Genomic DNA, 23,103 nt, shown 5'->3' with positions numbered 1-23,103 from the left:
TGAGCCTGTGTGTGCTTCATTGTGTTAACCTTGTTGTGACAACAACTTACCAATTGTGCGGTTTTGTGATGTAAAACTTGCCTGAGCTACCCGTTGAATATCCGCAGGTGTCACCGCCGAAATTGCATCTAACTGCTCAAACAAATTGCGCCAAGAACCAGTTTTTACCTCCGCTTCTAATAACTGCTGGGCCATACCCATATTGGAATTAAGACTACGTAACAAACTCGCCCGTGCTTGAGTTTTCACCCGTAGCAACTCAGCCGCCGTCACAGGTTGAGCTTTCAATTTGTCAATTTCCTGTCGCAAAGCTAAGGCCACCTCATCCACAGTGTGACCGGGAGCAGTGAGAGCATAAAATAACATTAGATTTGGGTACTTATCACCAGGAAAGCCACTAAAACCCGCAGCATTTAAGGCCAGTTGCTGCTGTTCTACCAAAGATTTATACAAACGAGATGTACGCCCATTACTTAATAAACCTGCGATAATTTCATAAACTGCATCATCGGGATGGCTAACTGATGGTCGGTGATAGCCTTCTAAATACCAAGGTTGGGAGGGTAACTCTAAAGTAAATTCTCGTGTTTGTGTTTGCGGTGGTTCGGGTGGAATCTTTGCTGCTGCTTTTGGTTTGGCTTGATAGCGGCCAAAGTAAATTTTTGCCAGTCTTTTCACTTGGGCCGCATCGACATCTCCGACAATGGCAATGGTTAAATTACTCGGTACATAGTGAGCGTTAAAGAAGTTTTGTACATCTTCGGGTGTCAGATTCCGGATATCCTCTTCATAACCAATCACCGGTGGCCGGTAGGGATGGACTGTGAAAGCAGTATCCATAAAGTTTTCCACCATTGTACCGATAGGCGAATTATCTACCCGCATCCGGCGTTCTTCCAAAATTACATCTTTTTCTTTGTAAAACTCCCGACGTAGTACAGGTTCTAAGAATCGCTCTGATTCGAGTGACATCCACAGTTTCAACTTATTAGAAGGAAAGCTGTAAAAGTATTTAGTAGCTTCGGCAGAAGTAGTAGCATTTAAACCTACACCCCCCGCTTGGTTGACAATTTGACCTAATTCGTTTTGTTTGACTAGCTGGTCTGCTTGGGACTGTATTTGCTTAAATTCAGTTTGCAATTGAGTGATATCATCTTGTTTACCATTGGCTTTTGCGCTTCTAATTTGGGCATCTAACTGTTCTAGGCGGTCTAGTAATAGGTTTTCTGCCTCGTAGTCTTTTGTACCAATACGCCTAGTACCTTTAAATGCTAAATGTTCTAAAAAGTGTGCTACACCAGTTTTACCATCTGGCTCATCCACACCCCCCACATCAGCATAAGTAACAAAAGAAACTACAGGCGCTTGATGTCTTTCTAAGACAATGAATTTCATCCCATTATCCAGGCGAAACTCTGTTAGTTGCTCAATTACCCGATCTAAATAAGGTTGAATTGAACTCTTGTGTGGTGGTTTTTGACGAAGTTGCAGGATTCTTTGCAGAGGATTTGCCGTTTGAGTGTCAGCTAGAGCTGTGTTTGGCAGTAACCCACACCATAAAATTAGGAGTACCATCAAAATGGTCGAGAGCCGACGCAATGACCAAGCCAAAATTGAACGAGGGGGCTGATTCATAAGCGACAATAAAATTAAAGTTCTATTATCTAAGAAATGTGCTAAGTAACAAACAGGGCGTTAACCTTGTATTTAAGTTTCTGTGTTTTTGGTACCTGATATTAGAGAATAATGATACAAACCGCCTTCGGAAGATCACACCATAAGTTATTATGCGAGTTTTTAATTCACCTCCGCCTTCAGAAGCACAAACACGTACCCGCATTTTAGAGTCCGCACAGAAGTTGTTTGCTTCTCAGGGATTTGATGGTACTACCACCCGTGACTTAGCACAAGCAGCTGGGGTTGCTGAGGGTACTCTGTTTCGTCATTTTCCTAATAAAAAATCCATTTTAGTGGAAGTAGCTACTAGTGGGTGGGTGGATATTATAACAGATTTGCTCACAGAATTGAGTGAAATGGGTAGTTATAAGGCTATTGCACAAGTGATGCGCCGCCGGATGTGGAATCTACACAAAAATGTAGATATGATGAGGGTCTGTTTTATGGAAGTCCAGTTTCATCCAGATTTGCGCGATCGCATTCAAGAAGAAGTCATTGATAAAATGACCGGTGTGGCTGAAGCTTTCTTTCAAACTGCCATGGATAAGGGGATTTATCGCCAAACCGATGCTAAACTGGTGGCTAAGGTTTTTTTAGGAATGTTTGCGATCGCCGGTTTCTCTAACAATACTGTTATAGCTCCCGATGCTTCCCCCCAGGAAATGCAGCAAATGGCCGAAGGATTAGCCGACATTTTTCTCAATGGCGTGTTGGCCAAGGAATAATACATCACTCCTGAGAACTCAGCACTATTTTTGCTTGTTGACTCCACTGTTCTACCACATCAATAGCTGGACACAAATCTCGGCGTTGCATTGTTGAGACTTGCAGACGCATAATTTGTTGGTGTAACCTGTAGGTGGGTGTTTGAGCCAGTTGTGCTACAGAACCAATACCGGAATGGAGCAATAAACCGCAATATTGCACTCCTATACCAGGAATACGCGCTAAATCCGCTAAAGCCATCCATTTATTTACATATTGAAGATTAACCTGTAGTTTATTTGCCAAATCCACCCTACTTTGGGCAGTTTTTCCTTGTTTAATTAGGTCTTCAATAATTTAATGAATTTATAGTCATTTATGTACATTTGTAGTATAATATTATGAATGTACGATCATTAAATGAATGAAACTATCTGATTATGCAAAAAAGGTAGGGATAAGTTATAGAACTGCGTGGCGTTGGTACAAATCCGGCGTAATCACAGGTTATCAACAACCTACAGGAACCATAATTATTAATCTACCTGAAACTAACCAAAACCCTAAGAGGGTGTTTGAAAAGTCCCTCATGGTGTATCAAATATTTTTAGATCCCCCTAAATCCCCCTTGAGAAGGGGGACTTTGACTCTAGTTCCCCCCTTGAGAAGGGGATAAAAAATATTTAGCGATCGCGCTATTTCCAAGATTGGGGACTTTGACTCTAGTTCCCCCCTTGAGAAGGGGGGTTAGGGGGGATCAAGAAGTGTCTAAAATCACCTTATAAAACTTATCAAACATCCTCTAACAAAGTTGTAGCTATCTACTGCCGTGTTTCTGATAATGGTTCAAAAGACAACTTAGAAAGACAAGCTGAAAGGTTAACCCAATATGCTACAGCTAGGGGGTACACAATATATAAAGTTGTTAAAGAAATCGGCAGTGGGTTAAATGACAACCGCAAACAGTTGTCAAAGCTTCTAAAAGACGATAAGTATAATATTCTTCTGGCCGAACACCCTGATAGAGTAGCAAGGTTTGGTTTGAACTATTTAAAGATTCTTCTTAATAAACTAGGTAAAGAGTTGGAAATTGTGGTTCTTCAGTACCTAATATGCTAAATTGTTTTGATAAAATCCGAAAAGGCTTACCGTATAAGGGAAATAATGTTGGTTATTGAAGAAAATGCCTGAATATTCCTTCTTAATCTCTGTTCGGTGTGTTCCCTGTTCCCTGTTCCGGTGTTCCCTCGAACCAGTTGTTAAATTAGCATAACAAGTACGGTAGAGCCGAAATTGTTAATCAAGCTACTGAAGGTAGAGATGAACTAATGCAAGATATAGTATCGATAATATACTCGTTTAGTGCAAGGATGTATGGGTTAAGAAGAGCAAAGAGAAAAACAGAACGTATCACTCAGGAGTTACAAAATGAATCTGATTGAGCGTCATGTTATTAAACCAAGTCACCCAGCATACAAAGAAATAGATGAACTTTGCTTTAAATCGAAGAACCTATACAATGCTGTTAACTTCATAGTTAGACAGGAATACATCCATAACAACAAGCATATTAATTATGCGGGAGCCTATCACCTAATCAAAGAATCTGTTGATTATAAAGCTTTGCCAGCAAAGGTAAGTTGTCAAATCATTAAATTAGTTGATAGATGCTGGCTTTCATATTTTGCAGCTATTAGTTCTTTTACGACCAACCCTGATAAGTTCAAAGGTCGGCCTAGACTACCTGGATATAAACATAAAACAAAAGGTCGTTGTGTGGTCATTTACCCCGCACAGGGTATTAGCAAAAGAGGTTTTAAAAAAGGGTTATTACAACCTTCAGGTACAAATATATCTATTTCAACTGCTATTCAAAATAAAGTTAAAGAACTTAGATTAGTACCTAGAAGTGGATTCCATGTAGTAGAGGCTGTTTATGAAAAGAATGAAGTAGTCACAGTTAGGAATCAATATATTGCAGCTATCGATTTGGGGCTTAATAACCTGGCCACCATAGCTTCAAACAAAAAAGGCTTTCAGCCGTTGATTATTAATGGTCGCCCATTAAAGTCAACCAATCAATTCTTTAATAAACAAAAAGCCCAACTCCAATCGAAGCTTCAAACTCAAGACCCCAATAGATACACCTCCAACAAAATATCCAATCTTCTCACCAAAAGAGATAGTAAAGTTGATACCTATCTACACCAAGCTAGTAGAACCATTATTAATTACCTTCGACAAAATCAGATTGATACTTTGGTGATTGGTAACAACAAACAGTGGAAGCAAGATATTAATATTGGTAAGCGTAACAATCAAAATTTTGTTCAGATACCGCACTATAAATTTATCCAGCAGTTGGTTTATAAAGCTAACTTAGCTGGCGTTAAAGTTATTATCAACGAAGAAAGTTATACCTCTAAAGCTAGTTTTCTTGACCTTGATAATATCCCCGAGTACCAAAAAGGGGCAGAACGTGTATTTAGTGGTAGAAGAGTAGCTCGTGGGTTGTATAAAGCTTCCAATGGAAGGTTAATAAACGCTGATTTAAATGGGGCGTACAACATATTAAGAAAAGCAGTCCTGAACGCTTTTGCAGACGGGATAGAGGGGTTAGGAGTAACTCCAATCAGGTTTACCCCTGGTAAAGTGACTTTGTAGATTTGTCTATAATTTCACAAACTCTTTTGTGGTTGTAATTCCACAATTTTGCAATTGGGCTTGGTCTTCCTGACTTAATCCAGGTAATTTTTGAATCGGCCAGTCACAACTTCTCATCTGATTTGTATCATTTGGCTGTTTAAAGGACATTTGCAAGGTGGAGTGTGGCTCTGTCTGGAAGTTAATCTGAGGGTTTTTTATGTAGGGGTAGGCGGACTTTTTTAAGTAATTAATTCCCCCCGCATGACAGTTACTGCTTGTCCTGAAAGCAACACGCGATCGCCCCCTGAATAACTCACCTTAACCACTCCACCACGATGGGAGGCTTGAAAAGCCAAAAACTCATTTTTACCCAAGCGATCGCGCCAGAATGGAGCCAGACAGCAATGGGCAGCCCCAGTCACAGGGTCTTCATCTATACCTAAACCCGGTGCAAAAAACCGAGAGATAAAGTCATATTCAGAACCAGGAACACTGCGGCTAGTCACAATCACATTAGCCATAGGTAAAGTTTTTAACTCCTGAAAATTCGGCTGCATTTGTCGTACCAACTCCTCCGACTCCAGCTCTACCAAATAGCCCAGAGAATTTTGCAGCACTAACTTACAAGGTACACCCAAAGCCGCAGTTAATGCGGGAGGTGCAACTGTAACTTGAGAAATATTCACCGGAAAATCTAAACAAATCCACTCACCCAACCGTTGAGCAATCAAAACACCGCTTTTAGTATAAAAACGAGCAACTGCATCAGGGGATAAATACCCATCAGACCATAACACATGAGCGCTGGCCAAAGTTGCGTGACCACACAGAGGGACTTCCACAGTAGGCGTAAACCAACGCAACCTAAAACCATCATCCTGTTGCAGTAAAAAAGCCGTCTCAGATAAATTCATTTCCTGAGCCACATTTTGCATCCAGCCATCATCCTGAGACTCAGACAAAACACAAACCGCCGCCGGATTACCAGCAAAACATATATTAGTAAAAGCATCAACCTGAGTAACTAACTGCCCCATAACACCAACCTCAAATTAAAATTTCAAATTAATATTAACCAACACTTCAGCGCACCTTTGGGCTTAATCATATAACAGTATTGTCATTGTTCATGGGGAAGTTTTGCACAATCAGCAGTATCACCATCCACTGAAACCAGGTGATTTAATTCTGGCTGATGTGGGTGCACAAACCCAACTAGGTTGGGCTGCTGATATTACCCGTACGTGGAATGTCTCTGGGAAGTTCTCCTCTACCCAAAGAGATATTTATGATGTGGTGGTGGCGGCTCATGATGCTTGTATTACTAAAATATACCCAGGTGTCTTGTGTATCAGAAGCTTTTACAGTTTGATAAGGTTTTGATAGACACGTGGTATGCGGTACAGAGTTTCATGCTTGATCATGAGTAAATTTTGAAAGCACTTTTGGTAAAATTTAGGTATCATCGTTTGATGGGTATTGTTAAGAATACCTGACCGATATTTTTTGACTTAAAACCGGTTACACTGTTAATTTCCTTAGCTTGACTCAATTGGTTAGCTTCTGATGCAGCAAATACTAAGAAAATATGGACTGTAGTTACTGCTGCATCTGAACTTGCGAATAAATCTGAAGGTGGGAAGATCACAGGGATATTTTTTACTGTCGCAAAAAATCTCTGTAAATGACTATGTATAAGTGTTTTTAGGGGCCCTTGATGAGCAACTTACAAAGCAGCCCGATTCCCATAGCCGACCCCGGTCGCAGCTTTCAGGAATGGAGAAATGAGCGTGCCTTCGCTGCCATCACTACTGATGGTAGGGTCGTCACCTGGGGCGACCCTGAGTCTGGCGGTAACAGCACAGCCGTGACTGGCCAGCTCACCAACGTCACCCAGATATTCTCTACTGAGCGTGCCTTCGCTGCCATCACTACTGATGGTAGGGTCGTCACCTGGGGCGATCCTGAGTATGGCGGTAACAGCAGAGCCGTGACTGGCCAGCTCACCAATGTCACCCAGATATTCTCTACTAGGTATGCCTTCGCGGCACTGAGGGCAGATGGCTCGGTGGTCACCTGGGGACTATTGGACAAAGGCGGTGACAGCAGAGCCGTGACTGGCCAGCTCACCAATGTCACCCAGATATTCTCTACTGAGGAGGCCTTCGCGGCAGTCAGGGAAAACCAACCCGTCGTCAGCTGGGGCAATAGTAACAGGGGCGGCAAACAGAGAGATCTGGCAGACCCGCTCACCAATGTCAAAATATTTTCTACCAGGTATGCCTTCGCGGGACTGAGGGAAGATGGCTCGGTGGTCACCTGGGGCGATAGTGACAAGGGCGGTGACAGCCTTGACGTGGCTGGACAGCTGACCACGGTCACTCAGATATTCTCTACTGAGAGGGCTTTCGCAGCACTGAGGAGAAACGGCTCGGTGGTCACCTGGGGCGATATTAACTATGGCGCTAACAGCAGACCCGTGGCTAGCCGGCTGACCAATGTCACCCAGATATTCTCTACTAGGTATGCCTTCGCGGCGGTGAGGGAGGATGGCTCGGTGGTCACCTGGGGCGATATTAACTATGGCGGTAACAGCAGACCCGTGGCTAGCCGGCTGACCAATGTCACCCAGATATTCTCTACTGACCGGGCTTTCGCGGCACTGAGGGCAGATGGCTCGGTGGTCACCTGGGGCGATATTAACTATGGCGGTAACAGCAGTGACGTGGCTAGCCAGCTGACCGATGTCCGGGAGATATTCTCCACTGGGTCTGCCTTCGCGGCTCTGAGGGCAGATGGCTCGGTGGTCACCTGGGGCGATATTAATTATGGCGGTAACAGCAGTGAGGTGAGCGACCTGCTGACCGATGTCTGGGAGATATTCTCCACTGGGTTTGCCTTCGCGGCCGTGAGGGAAGATGGCTCGGTGGTCACCTGGGGCGATATTAACTATGGCGGTAACAGCAGTGAGGTGAGCGACCTGCTCCAATTGGGTGTGGTGGCGATCGCCACTCCCTTCAGCGACGATCTCCTGGTAGATACCATACCACCCACAGTCACAATTATCAGTATCGGTGGTACAGATAGCAGAGTCAGTGGTGAGGCTGGGAACAACACAGTAGTAGGTACAGCAGAACCAGGTAGTAGCAATGTCACCATCAGTTTCGGCAGTACAGAACTTGGTACAGCCCCGGTGGATGGAAATGGCAACTTCACCTACAGCCTGACACCAGCCAACATCACCACCATTGGACAGGGAACAGATAAAAACATCACCGCCACCCAAACAGATGCCGCCGGCAATATCGGTACATCCCCTGCCTTTACCTTTGGGGTAGATACCATAGCACCCACGGTTACCATTACCAGCATTGGTGGAGGAGATAACAGAGTCAGTGGTGTACCTGGGGACAACACAGTAGTAGGTACAGCAGAACCAGGTAGTAGCAATGTCACCATCAGTTTCGGCAGTACAGGACTTGGTACAGCCCCGGTGGATGGAAATGGCAACTTCACCTACAGCCTGACACCAGCCAACATCACCACCATTGGACAGGGAACAGGTAAAACCATCACCGCCACCCAAACAGATGCCGCCGGCAATATCGGTACATCCCCTGCCTTTACCTTGTCCGTAGATACCATACCACCCACGGTTACCATTACCAGCATTGGTGGAGGAGATAACAGAGTCAGTGGTGTAGCTGGGGACAACACCGTAGTAGGTACGGCAGAATCAGGTAGTAACAATGTCACCATCAGTTTCGGCGGTACAGGACTTGGTACAGCCCCGGTGGATGGAAATGGCAACTTCACCTACAGCCTGACACCAGCCAACATCACCACCATTGGACAGGGAACAGGTAAAACCATCACCGCCACCCAAACAGATGCCGCCGGCAATATCGGTACATCCCCTGCCTTTACCTTGTCCGTAGATACCATACCACCCACGGTTACCATTACCAGCATTGGTGGAGGAGATAGCAGAGTCAGTGGTGTAGCTGGGGACAACACAGTAGTAGGTACGGCAGAATCAGGTAGTAACAATGTCACCATCAGTTTCGGCGGTACAGGACTTGGTACAGCCCCGGTGGATGGAAATGGCAACTTCACCTACAGCCTGACACCAGCCAACATCACCACCATTGGACAGGGAACAGGTAAAACCCTCACCGCCAGCCAAACCGACCCCGCAGGTAATATCGGTACATCCCCTGCCTTTACCTTGTCCGTAGATACCATAGCACCCGCGGTTACCATTACCAGCATTGGTGGAGGAGATAACAGAGTCAGTGGTGTAGCTGGGGACAACACAGTAGTAGGTACGGCAGAATCAGGTAGTAACAATGTCACCATCAGTTTCGGCGGTACAGGACTTGGTACAGCCCCGGTGGATGGAAATGGCAACTTCACCTACAGCCTGACACCAGCCAACATCACCACCATTGGACAGGGAACAGATAAAAACATCACCGCCACCCAAACAGATGCCGCCGGCAATATCGGTACATCCCCTGCCTTTACCTTTGGGGTAGATACCATAGCACCCACGGTTACCATTACCAGCATTGGTGGAGGAGATAACAGAGTCAGTGGTGTACCTGGGGACAACACAGTAGTAGGTACAGCAGAACCAGGTAGTAGCAATGTCACCATCAGTTTCGGCAGTACAGGACTTGGTACAGCCCCGGTGGATGGAAATGGCAACTTCACCTACAGCCTGACACCAGCCAACATCACCACCATTGGACAGGGAACAGGTAAAACCCTCACCGCCAGCCAAACAGATGCCGCCGGCAATATCGGTACATCCCCTGCCTTTACCTTGTCCGTAGATACCATAGCACCCGCGGTTACCATTACCAGGGTTGGTGAAGAAAATGATATCCCTGTAGTAGGTACAGTTGTAGTAGGTACAGCAGAACCAGGTAGTGGTGATGTCACCATCAAGTACGGCATTGAAGAAGATAGTGAAGTTCTTGCTACAGCCCAGGTGGATGAAAATGGCAACTTCACCTACAGCCTGACAGAAAAGGACATCACCATCATTGGAAACAGAGATAAAAGCATCATAGCCACCCAAACAGATGCAGCCGGCAATATCGGTACATTCACCTTTCCCTTAAAGGGAGATCCCAGCGCCGACGTATTTACACAGACTAGCAGCGGATTTGTCTTGACATTCGATGCTGACCTAAATCTCAGTGTCCTTAACCTTTACAGGGGATTAGATGTAGCCGATTCACCAGACATCACCCTCAGAGATGGTGCCGGAAATATCATCAATGGCTCACTGATTTGGGATGAAACTGCTAAGACCCTCACCTTTGTTAAGACTGGTGATATCCTAGAACCGGGTAGTTACACCCTGACCCTGGAGAGCCGCCCAGATGGCTTGGTCTATACTAACGGTGAGTTAATCGATGTAGATGGTGATGGTACCCCCGGTGGTCAATTTCAATTGGAATTTACGGTGGAGAGTCAGACAGCACCAGTCCTGAGCTTACCTGACTTTAGCCGCGCACCGGGTCAAGGTGTAGATGTTCCCGCGGGGGATAACCTCATTGGTCTACCCATCCGGATAAGTAACCCCAACGGTGTTGATAATATTAGCTTCACCTTGGAATATGATCCGGGTATCCTGAATATTACGGAAGCAAATGTAGCTCCATCATCGGGTTGGAATTTCACCTCTAATACCATTGATCCTTTAACAGGACAAGCTGTGTTTACCCTGGATTGGACCTGCTTTGAGCAATAACACCGATTTAATTTTCCTCACAGCTGAGGTCCCTGAGAGTGCGACCTACGGTAATTCTGGTTTATTAGAAATCATTCCAGGTGCTGGATTGGTGGGAGATAGTGCAGTCCAACTAGTAGCAAAGTTCGGAGATACCACAGGAAATCAAGAGTACAGCGCTCTTGATGCCTCCTTGATTGCACGGGTGAGTGTAGGGTTGGATACAGGATTTAGAGCCTTCCCAGTCACTGATCCGCTTATTCTGGGAGACATTACAGGTAACGGAGAATTGTCTGCATTGGATGCTGCTCGTGTAGCCCAACGATCGGTAGGTCTTTCTGTTCCCGAAATTCCTGTATAGAAGCATATTGAAAGGAGAGTATTATAGGATTTGAGTGTGGGGGTTTTTACCGCTACATCCCTAAACCTTTTAAATACTTGAGTCTGAATATAGCATTTACCATGCTCGTGAGGTACAAATTTTTTTAGTTTTAGGGAACAGGGAACAGGGAACAGGGAACAGGGAATAGGGAATTGGTGTGTACTTCATGAGCCTGAAAAAGGCTTTAAACAGATTCACTAGATAGGGTAGTCAAATTGTTTTGCTAATGTTGCTGTACCAGGTCTTGATGCTTTTTAGATTTAGTTACAGCACAAATTATTCAGCAGCAAGTGGGTACTTTAACCGATGGAGTGCTAACCATTCAAGATCCCGCCAGCCTAGCGATCGCTCCCACTAATGGCACACAGTTAGAAGGCAATACTAGTGAATTGTTCAAGTCGGGATAAAAACTACTAAGCTGTAAATAGCACGCGACAACTTGACCGTAAATTCTCAATCGCCCCAGAAGGTTTTAACCGGGGTGATTTGGGCTTACCCATTGGCGAATTACCTGTAATTACATTATGTTTGATGCTTTATCTGAACGTTTAGAAAGTGCCTGGAAGAAGCTACGGGGACAGGACAAAATATCTCCATCCAATATTCAAGATGCTTTGCGGGAAGTACGCCGCGCCTTGTTGGAAGCAGATGTCAATCTCCAGGTAGTTAAAGATTTTATTGGCGAAGTCGAAACCAAAGCACAGGGAGCCGAAGTGCTGACTGGTGTGCGACCTGACCAGCAATTTATCAAAATTGTTCACGATGAATTGGTGCGGGTCATGGGGGAGGAAAATGTTCCCTGGCCGAGACTCAGCAGAAGCCAACAATTGTGTTAATGGCTGGGTTACAAGGTACTGGTAAAACCACAGCTACTGCTAAGTTAGCCTTACATTTACGGAAATTAGAGCGTACCTGTTTATTGGTAGCCACAGATGTATACCGCCCAGCCGCTATTGACCAGCTACTGACCTTGGGTAAGCAAATTAACGTCCCAGTGTTTGAGATGGGAAGTGATGCAGACCCGGTAGAAATAGCCCGCCAAGGTGTGGAACGTGCCAAGGCGGAGGGTGTGAACACAGTAATTATTGATACCGCTGGCCGTCTGCAAATTGATGAGGAGATGATGGGGGAACTAGCCCGCATCAAAGCTACTGTTCAACCTCATGAAACCTTGCTAGTTGTAGACGCTATGACTGGTCAAGAGGCAGCAAATCTCACCCGCACCTTTCACGAACAAATCGGCATTACAGGGGCGATTCTGACCAAATTAGATGGTGATAGCCGTGGTGGTGCGGCGCTGTCAGTCCGACAGATTTCAGGAGCGCCCATTAAGTTCGTGGGTGTAGGTGAGAAGGTGGAGGCGCTACAACCCTTTTATCCTGACCGCATGGCTTCTCGGATTCTGGGTATGGGTGATGTTCTTTCTCTGGTAGAAAAAGCTCAGGAAGAATTTGACCTGGCCGATGCTGAAAAAATGCAGGATAAAATCCTTTCAGCAAAGTTTGACTTTAATGACTTCCTCAAGCAGTTGCGTTTGTTGAAAAATATGGGTTCATTAGGCGGGATTATGAAGATGATTCCCGGTATGAACAAGATTTCCGATGACAAACTGAAGGAGGGAGAAACCCAGCTCAAGCGCTGCGAGTCCATGATTAACTCCATGACCCGCCAAGAACGCCAAGACCCGGATTTATTGGCGAGTTCTCCGAGTCGGCGGCGGCGCATCGCTCAGGGATCTGGTTATAGAGAGCCCGATGTGAGTAAATTAGTGGCTGATTTCCAAAAAATGCGCGGTCTGATGCAGCAAATGGGTCAAGGTCGAATGCCGGCAGGAATGCCAGGAATGTTTGGCGGCGGCGGTATGGGCAATCTTTTTGCCGGTGGTGCTAATCCTCCCTCGGCTCCTGGATGGCGGGGTTATAATAGCGGTGCTACCACGAAGAAGAAAAAGAACAAAGATAAAAAGAAGAAGGGCTTCGGCAATCTTTAGAATTTTTCCACCGTTCATGATTCCTAGCAGCTAATGCTAGGCAAGTGCTAAAATTGTCATTTTAGTACCAACCAATACGATTAGGAGAATTGTTCCTCAACCATGATTAAATTGCGCTTGAAGCGATACGGCAAAAAGCGGGAAGCAAGTTACCGCATTATCGCCATTAACAGCCTTGCTCGCCGTGATGGCCGTCCCCTGGAAGAACTGGGATTCTACAACCCCAGAACTGATGAAGTGCGACTAGATGTTCCCGGTATCGTCAAGCGACTCCAACAAGGCGCCCAACCCACTGATACCGTCCGTAGCATTTTAGTAAAAGCCAATGTTTTTGAACAGGTCAGTGCCACAACCGCATCTTAACTCCGGAATTAAATCTCTCAATGCTAGTCCCAATTATGTTGGGTTAGTTAGGTTTTTGATGCAGCCATTTTTAGAATCTCCAGAAAGTTTAAGTATTGATTGTGAGACTGCTCACGGGCTTAAACGGGTTTGGATTCGCATTGCCTTTGATAGCAAAGATAAGGGTAAAGTGTTTGGTCGAGGAGGACGCAATATTCAGGCAATGAGAACGGTGATTGCGGCTGCGGCGGAAGTTGCTGGACAATCAGTCTACCTGGATATGTACGGCAGCAATGGTTTAGGTCGAGATGGAATGTCTTCTGAGGACGACCAGCAAGAGCGATCGCCTTCGGCAGCGCGCGGACAGCAATCGTCAGAACCTAAAACACGAGACACAAATGTAAATATACCCAGACCAGTTGTCAAACCAAGACTCACTAGTTAACTAAGAGAAAGTCTGAGCGTTGGTTTAATCCCGCTCAGATATTCCGTTTTTTTGTCAAAAGTTCTCAATTTAAAATTAATTTAGTTGTCAAAAAACGAATTGCATAAATTAAGCAATACATACTTATGGCAGATGCCTTAATCATTCAGCTGCCTAATATTCCCAGTGCGATCGCTCTTGGCGGTGATAGAGAGGAAAATCTCAAACTATTATCCCGGCAAACAGGGGCTAATTTGGTGTTGCGTGGGCAAGAACTACATATTGGTGGTACGGAGGCGCAAGTTCATCTGGCGGCTCAATTGGTGCGATCGCTTGAAGAAATCTGGATTAAGGGCAACACTATCTCTAGTGCCGATATTTTAACAGCTCGTCAAGCCCTAGATAATCATCGCCAAGGAGAACTGCAAGAATTACAGCGAGATGTTTTAGCTAAAACTCGTCGCGGTGAAGAAATTCGTGCCAAAACCTTTCGCCAACGCGAATACATTCAAGATATCCGTAAGCATGACTTAACATTCTGCATTGGCCCGGCGGGAACAGGTAAAACTTATCTGGCTGTTGTCGTTGCTGTGCAAGCACTCCTGAATAACCAGGTGGAAAAGTTAATTTTAACCCGTCCGGCTGTGGAAGCAGGGGAAAAACTGGGCTTTCTACCGGGAGATTTGCAGCAAAAAGTTAATCCCTATCTTCGCCCCCTTTACGATGCTATCTATGAATTTATTGATCAAGAAAAAGTCCCCAGTTTAATGGAACGTGGTGTCATTGAAGTTGCTCCCCTTGCTTATATGCGAGGACGCACCCTCAACCATGCTTTTGTAATTGTCGATGAAGCCCAAAATACTACACCCGCCCAAATGAAAATGGTATTGACTCGTTTGGGTTTCCGCTCTCGGATGGTAATTACAGGTGACACTACACAAACAGATTTACCCCTGAACCAAAAATCCGGACTAGCTGTAGCCTTACAAGTTCTCAAAAATGTTGAAGGTATTGGCTTTTGTGAATTCACTCAAAAAGATGTTGTCCGCCATCCCTTGGTTCAACGCATTGTCGCTGCTTATGAAAAATACGAAAGCTAAGGAACAATAATGATGAATTATGCAATTCGATTTTTAGACGTGTAGCTAATTGTAACTTAGTTGCTTAAAACGAGGAAATATTACTAAATCACCCTAGACTAAAAGTAGTTGATTTAATGAAGTTTTGATGCAGCATGTCACTCCCAAGGAAAACGACAACTTGAACACTTACGCACAAGATATCCAGAGGCGGACTCAATTTTCAACGGAAAAAATTCCTCGCCATTCTGGAACGAATCATCGACGGCGATATCCAACGTGTTGTCGTTACCCACCCTGACCGACTTGTCCGATTCGGATTTGAATTGGTTAGGTGGTTATGCACAAAATTTGAGTGCGAACTCGTGGTTCTCAATGACCGCCAGCTCAGTCCAGAACAGGAACTCGTACAAGATATGTTGTCAATCATCCACTGTTTCTCTAGCAGGTTATACGGGCTTAGAAAATACAAGTCAATCATCAAAGAAGACTTACAAAAAGAAGTCGCGTCACAAGAAATCGACAAAGCAGTTACCGAACAGTGTATTGAAAATCAGGCTATTTCCTAGTAAAGAATTACATCGAGTTTGGAAGCGTTGGCTTGCCGCTTATCGTTATTACTTCAATCAGTGTATTAGTTATCTTCACAATAATTATGATACTCAAGTCAGACTAATTATTGATAAGAAAACTAGCACAGAAAAAGAAGTTAAGATATCTGCTGAGGAGTTAGATAAAATAGCTCAAAAAATGGATGTACCGTCATGGGTGAAAACCTTACCAGGACATCAACGTCAAGAAGCTTGTTTTGAGGCATTTGATGCCTTTAAACAGGCTCGCACTCAAGGTGGTAGCGCGAAATTTAAAAGCTGTAAAGCCACGAGCCAAGCTATTCAATTCAAGGTAGGCAATTTCAAGAATGGTACTTGGTATCCGCGCACAACCAAAGGTTTAGGTTTTACTACAATTGGTCAAACTGTTCCTGAGCAATGCGAGTATGGTACAGAGCTTGTTTACCTTCGTGGTAAATGGTTTGGCTGCTTTCCTCAACATAAAGAAACCGTACCTACTGGTAGTGATAGGGTAATAGCATTAGACCCTGGTAATCGCACTTTCTTAACTGGTTTTGATGGCGAGAATGTCTTAGAGATTGGAACGGGAGACATCGGACGCATACAAAGATTGTGTCAGCACCTTGATAATCTCATAAGTCGTTCTGCCAAAACAAGATGCCGTCAACGTAGAAAGATGCGTATTGCTGCTAATCGTGTCAGAGAAAGAATTCAGAATTTAATTAAGGATTTGCATAACAAAGCTGTTAACTTGCTTGTTAATTCCTACAAAGTAATTTACTTACCAACCTTTGATTCTAGTCAAATGGTGATTAAAGGACGTAGCGGGAAGAAACGCAAAATCAACAGTAAGTCTGTACGGCAAATGCTGACTCTTTCCCATTACAAATTTGAGCGACATCTTAAGCAAGCGGCACAAAGAAAAGGTGTAATAGTCGTGCTTTGTAACGAATCATATACATCAAAAACCTGTGGTAACTGCGGTCATGTTCACTATAAATTAGGTGGAAACAAAATTTTTAAATGCCCACATTGCGGAATACAGATTTCTCGTGATGTAAATGGCGCACGCAATATTTTATTGCGTGCTTTGCAAGCAACTGCCTTCACCGTGACCCATGATGAAATCATGCTTTCTGAGGAGTCAGAATTGACGGATGCCGTAGTTAATCTAGTTTAATCGCTTTGATTAGCTTAAAAGTTGCACAAGCAGGAAGTTGCTTTAAGTTTATTTTTGCAATGGGGTAAACCCGGAGAATATGAACCTGGACTTGAAGCTTGGCAAAGTTTACAGCAACAGTATGGGGAAGTTTGGCAACCTCTACCGATGTAAATGCTAAACTACAAAAACATCTGTGTACCCTATAGCCATAGCCGCTAAGGTGTCTAGATCCGTGGTTAATTCATTCTGATTTATACAGCAATCAAAATATCACGACGTTCAAAATCCCATAAAATTCATGCTGAGTCTCAGGGCGATTTGCACTTTTAGCTTAGTTATTTTCTGCCTACTCGGATGCAATGGTACGGCAGCAGCAGGAGAATTGTCTCAACGCCTGGCAAATTTTCCCCAGTGGGAACAGATAACATCTGTGGAAACTGCTCAAGGAGATTTGGTTTATCCTGATTGGATGGCTGGTTCATGGAAGGTGACAAGTACATTAGTAGATTTGGTTGCACCTTTAGCACCGGATATAGTCACCCCGGGATTTGAATCTAATCGCGAACAACTAAATCAACCTGTGAGTTTTTTCGTGCGTTTTATTAGACAAAAACCCCCTAGCAGTGGGTTAAAATTGATTCCGAAAATTGCCGAGCAATCATCAGTTGTAGTAGCAGATAGAAAATTTAATAGTTTAAATTTGGCCAAGGCTTATTTAGGTGAAGAAGCTGTTTTATCAGTGAAAATAGACCCACATTCACCTAATCGCCAAATTACCCGGTTACGTGGGGAATGCTTGACGGCTAAAGTTTGCGATCGCCAATTAGTTTCTATCATTAGCGCCCGCGCTACAGAAACCACCTCTGATAGTAATTTTATCACATCGGAAGTTTTTCAACAACTATTTAAAGGTGATTCGCGTCCATATTTCAATACCGTAGAATCAACTACAGCTTACAATAAATTGGCTACATTATATCCTACCGTCCTCGCAGATCAAGTAACTGCTGTTTATCTTTCACCCCAAGACCCAAATTACTTTAGAGCGGCTTCTCATCCAGTGGCCCTCTATCGGTATCGCTTAGAATTTTCAGCCACAAACTGAGGACAAATATCAGAAGGGGCTAGAGGCTAGCCCCTAGCAGCTTATTTCACAAATTGGGGCATAATTTCAGCTGCGGTGAAAATCCCATAAATACCGCGATCGTGTAATTGTTTACCAGCTTTAAGATAACCGAAGGCCGGACCACAAACATTCGCCGCCATACTGGTTTCATCTCCTAAGGTAAAGGTATGGGTGGAAATCTTACCTTCAAAGGTACGTCCTGTAACTTTAACGTTGGTGCTCAGAGGTTTTTTAGGATTGCGAGTGTCAACTATACCACCAACTGTAACGCGATCGCGCGAACAAATGCCGGCAAATTCTAACATCACATCATCAGCGTGTTCCATATTCTCTAAAGTCAACACGCCATTGGTTTTATCTAGTAGGGCTTCTACTTGTGCGTCAGTCATTGCCCTAGCCTTTTCTACAGTATAACCAGGCATATGGCCAATGTCCTCCCGAACTGTAGCCCGGTAAGCTTCCCAGTTAGCAATACCGACACCAAAGGTAATTTCTACCTTGTGAATTTCGGCGTAGCTTTGGGCTGCTAAAGCCGCAGCCGCTGTTAATAATCCAGGTGTAGCACCACATCCAGACATATAAGTGATTCCGGCTGCTTGTAGTTCTGCTTTCATTGACAAAAGTTGTTCTACTGCGCTGGTACGCTTAATAGCATCCACTAACACACCCCGCCAACCCGATTTGATAAACTCTTGGGCTACTGAGGGGATAAAATCGTTAGGGAGGTTTGGTAAGGCCAGAAAGTAACCATCTACAGGCTGACCTGTCGCAATTAAATCTTGAATGCTGCTATTACTTAATGTCCCAAATGGTTCTAAATAACCCACAGAACCTTGAGATTGGTAGGTTTGAATACATTGTTGAGTATTTAAACCTTCTGTAGAGTAAGCGTAGCCTTTTTGGTCGCCTGCTGCGACTAAGATCATTTCCCCTTTGCTGGAGAGGAGTTTTGCGGCTGCTTGTCCCAGTCCACCAAAACCCAGAACTCCGACGCGGATAGGTAGGTTGGTTAGTTGTGTATTCATAGTGAATTTACCGTGTTAGCTGATGGCTATAAAGGTTAATTATGCTCCATTATCCTGGTTTGGTTAGCTGAATAATGCTTTTTTTAAGAGAATATTTTGCTGATTTGACCTTGGATACCAACACAGGGATGTTTATTATTTAACTTACCTCTGTGCCAAAATATTTAATAGGTATTTCTTATTATTAGCTTTGCTAAAAAGCAGTAACTAGATCGTCTAATACATATGTACTATTAGATGATCGCATTGTATCCCAGAGCGCAGATATTAAATAATGCCACTGGGTAAAAGCACACACATTGAAGTTATCTATGGACAGAATAATATATATTCAATGGTAATGATAAACTTTTTCAATAAAAAGTATATTTTTGTGAAGCATAAAAGGGGATAAACTACTGCTATAGCTTGATTTCAGGGTTTTTATTCCCCATTTTCTCACAGCAATCTTGAGCTTGACTAATTAGTGAGGTTAAGAGAAACTAACTAATAAGTGATGTATGTGCTTATAATAATAATAAATTTTGTAAAGATTCTGAGATATATATTTTGAGAGATGGAACATTAGTTAGCAAATGCCAAGTTTGTATCTAAAACAATGTTCCCAGGGCTATATTTTTAGCCGGCTGCTCAGGCGGTCAAGTTCAAAAGTCGTATCATGGTTGGCCAAAAGTATGGAGACATTAGAGTTCATCATCTATCCAGACGGTCGGGTACAAGAAAAAGTCACTGGCATTATGGGCAATTCATGCGCTGAGGTCACAGCAGCAATAGAAGCACAGCTAGGACAAGTACTTAGTCATGAGCCAACCTCAGAATTTTTTGCTACTCAGTTGCAACAATCCTCCGTGGCTAATACCCAAGCCACATACAGCGATTGGTAAGTTTTTCCTCACAGTTTAGTCTCATTTATTAATCACTGCCATGTCACATTTTAGCCAAATTAAGACTCAAATCCGTAACCTGGACTCTTTAAAAGATGCACTCACTGAATTGGGCATAGACTGGAAACCCGGACCACGGGAAGTCCGTGGCTATCGCGGTCAAACCCATCCTGCGGAAGTCACTATTGAGCAGGAAAATGGCTATGACATCGGCTTTAGATGGAATGGCAAAGAATATGAATTGGTGGCTGACTTGCAATATTGGCAACAAGGCTTATCTGTGGATGGGTTCTTGCGCCAAGTAACCCAACGCTATGCTTACCAAACAGTGGTGAAAGAAACAGCTCGTGTAGGCTTTGAAGTGGCAGAACAACAAAAAAATCCAGATGGCTCAATTCGCTTAGTAGTACAACGCTGGAGTGCGTAATGGCTGATTTTCTGCCGTCGCCGTCAGAAGAAGAAAACAACCGTTCCGGTGCAGAACCAGAGTTAGGCGGTTTCTTACGGGATGAGCCAGAACGCTCTGGTTTAGAGCCGGAATTGGGTGGTGTTCAGCGTCAAAAGGGTGTTTACGTAGACGAAATCACCTGCATTGGCTGCTTACACTGCGCTCATGTGGCCCGTAACACCTTCTATATTGAAGCGGACTATGGGCGATCGCGCGTGATTCGTCAAGATGCTGATTCAGAGGAAGTCATTCAGGAAGCAATTGATACTTGTCCAGTTGATTGCATCCATTGGGTTGATTACACTGAACTGAAAAAGTTAGAAGAAGAGCGGAAATATCAGGTAATACCTATTGCCGGGTATCCAGTGGAACAGGCTGTATCTACTAGTCAACGGCGGCGTAAAAAACAAAAATTAAAACCTCCAAAAAACTCTTAATAACTTGTCATCAGAAAACCTCTATCAGATAGCCGAGTTCTTCCATAACTCGGCTATCTGCTTATTTATTATTCATTTTCTGCAAATGTTTGAACTTTGCCATCAGGGCTGAGAAGGACTCGAATTCTGATAATTTCTCCCTTTTTATTGGCAGAAACAAAGGGTTTACCAATTTCAGGCATCCCCGCATCCTCAATGAATATTCTCGCAGCCTGATTGATGGGATAAATCCTGTCAATGCTACCATTATCATTAACCATTAAACTGTACTCTAGTGTTTGTGTAAATCCACTAGGTGGCTGCCAGCGCTTTGTAAATATTTCTCGAGCTTCTGCTACTTGAGGGATATCAAATAACTGACTACCGGCGGCCAAAGTTTCCGATTTGGGAGTTACCGGTTGACTCGTTGACCTACCAACTAATGAATTATTATTATTTGATGGAGTAGCAATATTTGCAGAGCCATTGATTGTGTTTTCCCTTTGCTGTAGATTGACTGCTGAAGATGGCGAAGAACTCTGATTTGGCTGGGGATTAGTGGAAACAGACAAGGGAACTGATGAGATACTGGGTAATGTATATCCAGAAGAGAGGCTACGCTGCGCGAACGGCTGAGATAGAAACACTGGATCCGGCCCAGATGGTAGGGATGAAGAGGGATTAGTCAGGATGCTAGAATTAGATGGCTTTAGGGGCGGTTCTGGGAATGTGCCAGTGGTAACTTGAGAGTTCGAGGCTAAGGTTTGTGGAGAGGTTAAATTACCCGCGGGCGTAACTTCGGGTTGCTGTGTGGGAACATCCACAGACGGTTTTACAGCAGTTTTCGCTATCTGTGTTTGATTTTGCCTATTATTGACAAAGTTCCAAGTCAGTGGTATAAGTCCTACACCTAAAACCATGACTGCGGCAATGGGAGACCAAGCTGGTAATCGCAAAAGTTTATTATTGTTATTTAAATTTGGTAAGGCCATAACATCAGCAGAATACTCATCTAAAGCAGTTGCTAAATCGAAAAGTTGCAGCAAACTCAATATAATTACAGAGCCAGATGTTGGGTTAGAAAGAGAACCAAGAAATAGATTATGAGTTATATCATTGTCTGCTTCTAAGTAGATTTTGCTCTGAGATGTTTGGGAGGTAAAAGATTTCGAGGGTTTAGCGCTCGGTAGTGGAGTCTGGTCAAAATCTGTGAACTCTGAATCATGAGATACTTTCGTGGAATCATGAGGTTCACAAAGACTCAGCCAAAAGTTATTTGGGGGTTGCTGTAGAAATTTTTGTACATAGTTGGTGACAACATCACACAAAATTTCTAGTTGATCGCGATCGCCCCTAATGACGATTTTACCTGCTTCTAGTCTTTGGGCATCCTCAAAATATAGCTCAAAGGTTAGCTGCTTGATCACAGTTTTTCCCATTAAATGGGACAACGGCGAACTTTGCGCCCATATTTCTAGGGTACAGTTAGGGCGTGCGTAGCGTCTAATGACAGAATTAAATGGTGGCATAGCAGAAACGACCAAGAAGACGATTATCTAAAATTGGAACTCTCTATTAGTGCTAACCAGAGACGGCGGTGTCCACCAGGCGCACTATAAAAAAGTAAATCCACAAGCAGTTTTAGCGCTAAGTTTGTGAGTAGATCCGTGGTTATTTGGTCGTCTTCTTCCATCCGTTCTTGGTAGGTATTACAGAAAGCATCGATATAATCTCCAAGTAAAGCAGCCTGATGATAGCGAAGCGGGGCGAGCCGCTGCTCCCGATTCTTTTGCGCCATTTTTTCCAGTAGACCAACAGCACGGCGAATTAATTCCTGGTGCTGTTTGGCGAGGTAGCAGGTAATGAGAACAATTGCTCGAGCTTCTTCTACATCTAGCTTTTTTCGTCCACCTTGTCCCCTGCGTAGGGGATTAGACTGACGCAATCGCCATAAAGCTACCCGGTCTGGCACTCTTGACTCTAAATTCAGGTTAATTGCCGCAGACAACATAGCTTCGGAACCAATACCAGTGAAAGTTTCTAGCGCTAACAGCACCAAGTCTAACTGGGTCTTGATATTCTCCCACTGAACTGTGTTTGAGACTGGAAGCTTAATTAAATCGTCCCACTGAGGATTTGGTGTGGCTGAATCGGCGGCCGAGTGCATAACGTTTAGCATAGGTGATCAGTCTGTAGGGTCTGTTGCTGTTACCCATTTTGAAACCAGACCCTTAAATATTAAGGTTGGTTTCCCATCGCTTTGCTCATTTAGTCAACAGCAATAGTCTTTGTCTTACTTTACTAGAGGAAAATCAATTTTCCACCAATTTACTTGACAAAACACATGAAGTTATTGATAAATTAAATGCTTCCTTATTCATGTATAAATAAACATTGCTGAATTTAGTTAATATCTAATTGCTAATTGCTAATTTATATAAAAGCAACTAATAACTAGATATTAAAAATTTACTTGCCCGCA

General features: G+C 43.9%; 20 protein-coding genes and 5 pseudogenes. 18 read left to right on the top strand and 7 right to left on the bottom strand.

Going from position 1 to position 23,103, the window contains the following annotated elements:
• Nucleotides 1-24 precede the first annotated feature (24 nt).
• The gene (locus tag AC6IZ0_RS12830) at nt 25-1,635 is read right to left on the bottom strand and encodes a M16 family metallopeptidase (RefSeq protein WP_497723229.1); all 1,611 of its coding nucleotides are present in this window, start codon (nt 1,633-1,635) and stop codon (nt 25-27) included.
• Nucleotides 1,636-1,787: 152 nt separating this feature from the next.
• Here AC6IZ0_RS12830 and AC6IZ0_RS12825 point away from each other — a divergent pair, with 152 nt between their 5' ends.
• Nucleotides 1,788-2,402: a TetR/AcrR family transcriptional regulator gene (locus AC6IZ0_RS12825; RefSeq protein ID WP_497723228.1), complete on the top strand. Its 615-nt coding sequence runs from the start codon at nt 1,788-1,790 to the stop codon at nt 2,400-2,402.
• Between the two features lie 4 nt (nt 2,403-2,406).
• On the opposite strand, the pseudogene AC6IZ0_RS12820 reads toward AC6IZ0_RS12825, so the two are convergent.
• Nucleotides 2,407-2,727: pseudogene (locus AC6IZ0_RS12820) on the bottom strand (DUF4332 domain-containing protein); the annotation flags it as partial.
• Nucleotides 2,728-2,806: 79 nt separating this feature from the next.
• Here AC6IZ0_RS12820 and AC6IZ0_RS12815 point away from each other — a divergent pair.
• From AC6IZ0_RS12815 to AC6IZ0_RS12805, 3 genes are all read left to right on the top strand, one after another.
• Entirely contained in the window at nt 2,807-3,058 is a 252-nt protein-coding gene (locus tag AC6IZ0_RS12815) for a hypothetical protein (RefSeq protein ID WP_497723226.1), read from the top strand.
• Nucleotides 3,059-3,138: 80 nt separating this feature from the next.
• Nucleotides 3,139-3,501: a recombinase family protein gene (locus AC6IZ0_RS12810; protein ID WP_497726055.1), complete on the top strand. Its 363-nt coding sequence runs from the start codon at nt 3,139-3,141 to the stop codon at nt 3,499-3,501.
• Between the two features lie 309 nt (nt 3,502-3,810).
• Nucleotides 3,811-5,046, top strand: coding sequence for an RNA-guided endonuclease InsQ/TnpB family protein (locus AC6IZ0_RS12805; RefSeq protein ID WP_497723225.1), 1,236 nt, complete (start codon nt 3,811-3,813; stop codon nt 5,044-5,046).
• Between the two features lie 221 nt (nt 5,047-5,267).
• On the opposite strand, the gene AC6IZ0_RS12800 is transcribed toward AC6IZ0_RS12805, so the two are convergent.
• A complete protein-coding gene (locus AC6IZ0_RS12800; protein ID WP_497723224.1) occupies nt 5,268-6,065 on the bottom strand; it encodes a PhzF family phenazine biosynthesis protein in 798 nt (265 codons plus the stop codon).
• Nucleotides 6,066-6,132: 67 nt separating this feature from the next.
• On the opposite strand from AC6IZ0_RS12800, the pseudogene AC6IZ0_RS12795 reads away from it, so the two are divergent.
• Nucleotides 6,133-6,372, top strand: a pseudogene (locus AC6IZ0_RS12795) (M24 family metallopeptidase); the annotation flags it as partial.
• A gap of 118 nt (nt 6,373-6,490) precedes the next feature.
• Here AC6IZ0_RS12795 and AC6IZ0_RS12790 read toward each other — a convergent pair.
• Nucleotides 6,491-6,676 carry a hypothetical protein gene (locus AC6IZ0_RS12790; RefSeq protein WP_497723222.1) on the bottom strand — a complete coding sequence of 62 codons (186 nt, stop codon included), beginning with the start codon at nt 6,674-6,676 and terminating at the stop codon, nt 6,491-6,493.
• Nucleotides 6,677-6,745: 69 nt separating this feature from the next.
• Between AC6IZ0_RS12790 and AC6IZ0_RS12785 the strand changes: the two genes are divergently transcribed.
• From AC6IZ0_RS12785 to AC6IZ0_RS12740, 10 genes and pseudogenes are all read left to right on the top strand, one after another.
• Nucleotides 6,746-10,792 carry an Ig-like domain-containing protein gene (locus tag AC6IZ0_RS12785; RefSeq protein ID WP_497723221.1) on the top strand — a complete coding sequence of 1,349 codons (4,047 nt, stop codon included), beginning with the start codon at nt 6,746-6,748 and terminating at the stop codon, nt 10,790-10,792.
• Nucleotides 10,782-11,132: a hypothetical protein gene (locus AC6IZ0_RS12780; protein WP_497723219.1), complete on the top strand. Its 351-nt coding sequence runs from the start codon at nt 10,782-10,784 to the stop codon at nt 11,130-11,132. Before AC6IZ0_RS12785 ends, AC6IZ0_RS12780 begins: the two co-directional genes overlap by 11 nt.
• Before the next feature lie 545 nt (nt 11,133-11,677).
• Nucleotides 11,678-13,143: pseudogene (gene ffh / locus AC6IZ0_RS12775) on the top strand (signal recognition particle protein).
• 102 nt (nt 13,144-13,245) lie between these two features.
• Entirely contained in the window at nt 13,246-13,506 is a 261-nt protein-coding gene (gene rpsP, locus AC6IZ0_RS12770) for a 30S ribosomal protein S16 (protein WP_200987113.1), read from the top strand.
• Entirely contained in the window at nt 13,469-13,930 is a 462-nt protein-coding gene (locus tag AC6IZ0_RS12765; RefSeq protein WP_280801974.1) for a KH domain-containing protein, read from the top strand. The genes rpsP and AC6IZ0_RS12765 overlap by 38 nt, the downstream gene beginning before the upstream one ends.
• A gap of 125 nt (nt 13,931-14,055) precedes the next feature.
• Nucleotides 14,056-15,009 carry a PhoH family protein gene (locus AC6IZ0_RS12760; RefSeq protein ID WP_497723218.1) on the top strand — a complete coding sequence of 318 codons (954 nt, stop codon included), beginning with the start codon at nt 14,056-14,058 and terminating at the stop codon, nt 15,007-15,009.
• Nucleotides 15,010-15,197: 188 nt separating this feature from the next.
• A pseudogene (locus AC6IZ0_RS12755) lies at nt 15,198-15,557 on the top strand (IS607 family transposase); the annotation flags it as partial.
• Nucleotides 15,535-16,740 (top strand): RNA-guided endonuclease InsQ/TnpB family protein, encoded by a 1,206-nt coding sequence (locus AC6IZ0_RS12750; RefSeq protein ID WP_497723217.1) that lies wholly within the window; start codon nt 15,535-15,537, stop codon nt 16,738-16,740. The pseudogene AC6IZ0_RS12755 and the gene AC6IZ0_RS12750, both read left to right, overlap by 23 nt.
• 27 nt (nt 16,741-16,767) lie before the next feature.
• A pseudogene (locus AC6IZ0_RS12745) lies at nt 16,768-16,893 on the top strand (ChuX/HutX family heme-like substrate-binding protein); the annotation flags it as partial.
• 127 nt (nt 16,894-17,020) lie between these two features.
• Complete coding sequence (locus AC6IZ0_RS12740; RefSeq protein WP_497723216.1) at nt 17,021-17,827, top strand: DUF6816 family protein; 807 nt, start codon at nt 17,021-17,023, stop codon at nt 17,825-17,827.
• Nucleotides 17,828-17,868: 41 nt separating this feature from the next.
• On the opposite strand, the gene bioU is transcribed toward AC6IZ0_RS12740, so the two are convergent.
• On the bottom strand, nt 17,869-18,873 hold the full coding sequence (gene bioU / locus AC6IZ0_RS12735; RefSeq protein ID WP_271732478.1) for a (S)-8-amino-7-oxononanoate synthase BioU: 1,005 nt from the start codon (nt 18,871-18,873) through the stop codon (nt 17,869-17,871).
• 674 nt (nt 18,874-19,547) lie between these two features.
• Between bioU and AC6IZ0_RS12730 the strand changes: the two genes are divergently transcribed.
• Genes AC6IZ0_RS12730 through AC6IZ0_RS12720 form a run of 3 tightly spaced genes read left to right on the top strand, consistent with a single transcriptional unit; the run spans nt 19,548 to nt 20,642 of the window.
• On the top strand, nt 19,548-19,757 hold the full coding sequence (locus AC6IZ0_RS12730; RefSeq protein WP_271732479.1) for a DUF2997 domain-containing protein: 210 nt from the start codon (nt 19,548-19,550) through the stop codon (nt 19,755-19,757).
• Nucleotides 19,758-19,797: 40 nt separating this feature from the next.
• On the top strand, nt 19,798-20,184 hold the full coding sequence (locus AC6IZ0_RS12725; RefSeq protein WP_271732480.1) for a DUF1257 domain-containing protein: 387 nt from the start codon (nt 19,798-19,800) through the stop codon (nt 20,182-20,184).
• Nucleotides 20,184-20,642: a ferredoxin gene (locus tag AC6IZ0_RS12720; protein WP_271732482.1), complete on the top strand. Its 459-nt coding sequence runs from the start codon at nt 20,184-20,186 to the stop codon at nt 20,640-20,642. Before AC6IZ0_RS12725 ends, AC6IZ0_RS12720 begins: the two co-directional genes overlap by 1 nt.
• A gap of 68 nt (nt 20,643-20,710) precedes the next feature.
• On the opposite strand, the gene AC6IZ0_RS12715 is transcribed toward AC6IZ0_RS12720, so the two are convergent.
• Together AC6IZ0_RS12715 and AC6IZ0_RS12710 are read right to left on the bottom strand one after the other, a co-directional pair.
• Complete coding sequence (locus AC6IZ0_RS12715; RefSeq protein WP_497723215.1) at nt 20,711-22,150, bottom strand: DUF4335 domain-containing protein; 1,440 nt, start codon at nt 22,148-22,150, stop codon at nt 20,711-20,713.
• Nucleotides 22,151-22,173: 23 nt separating this feature from the next.
• The gene (locus AC6IZ0_RS12710; protein ID WP_271732486.1) at nt 22,174-22,800 is read right to left on the bottom strand and encodes a DUF3038 domain-containing protein; all 627 of its coding nucleotides are present in this window, start codon (nt 22,798-22,800) and stop codon (nt 22,174-22,176) included.
• Nucleotides 22,801-23,103 lie beyond the last annotated feature (303 nt).

It is taken from the genome of Anabaenopsis sp. NIES-4685, assembly GCF_059725405.1.
Note: the sequence above shows the minus strand (reverse complement) of the source record. Positions and strands in the feature narration are given on the sequence as shown.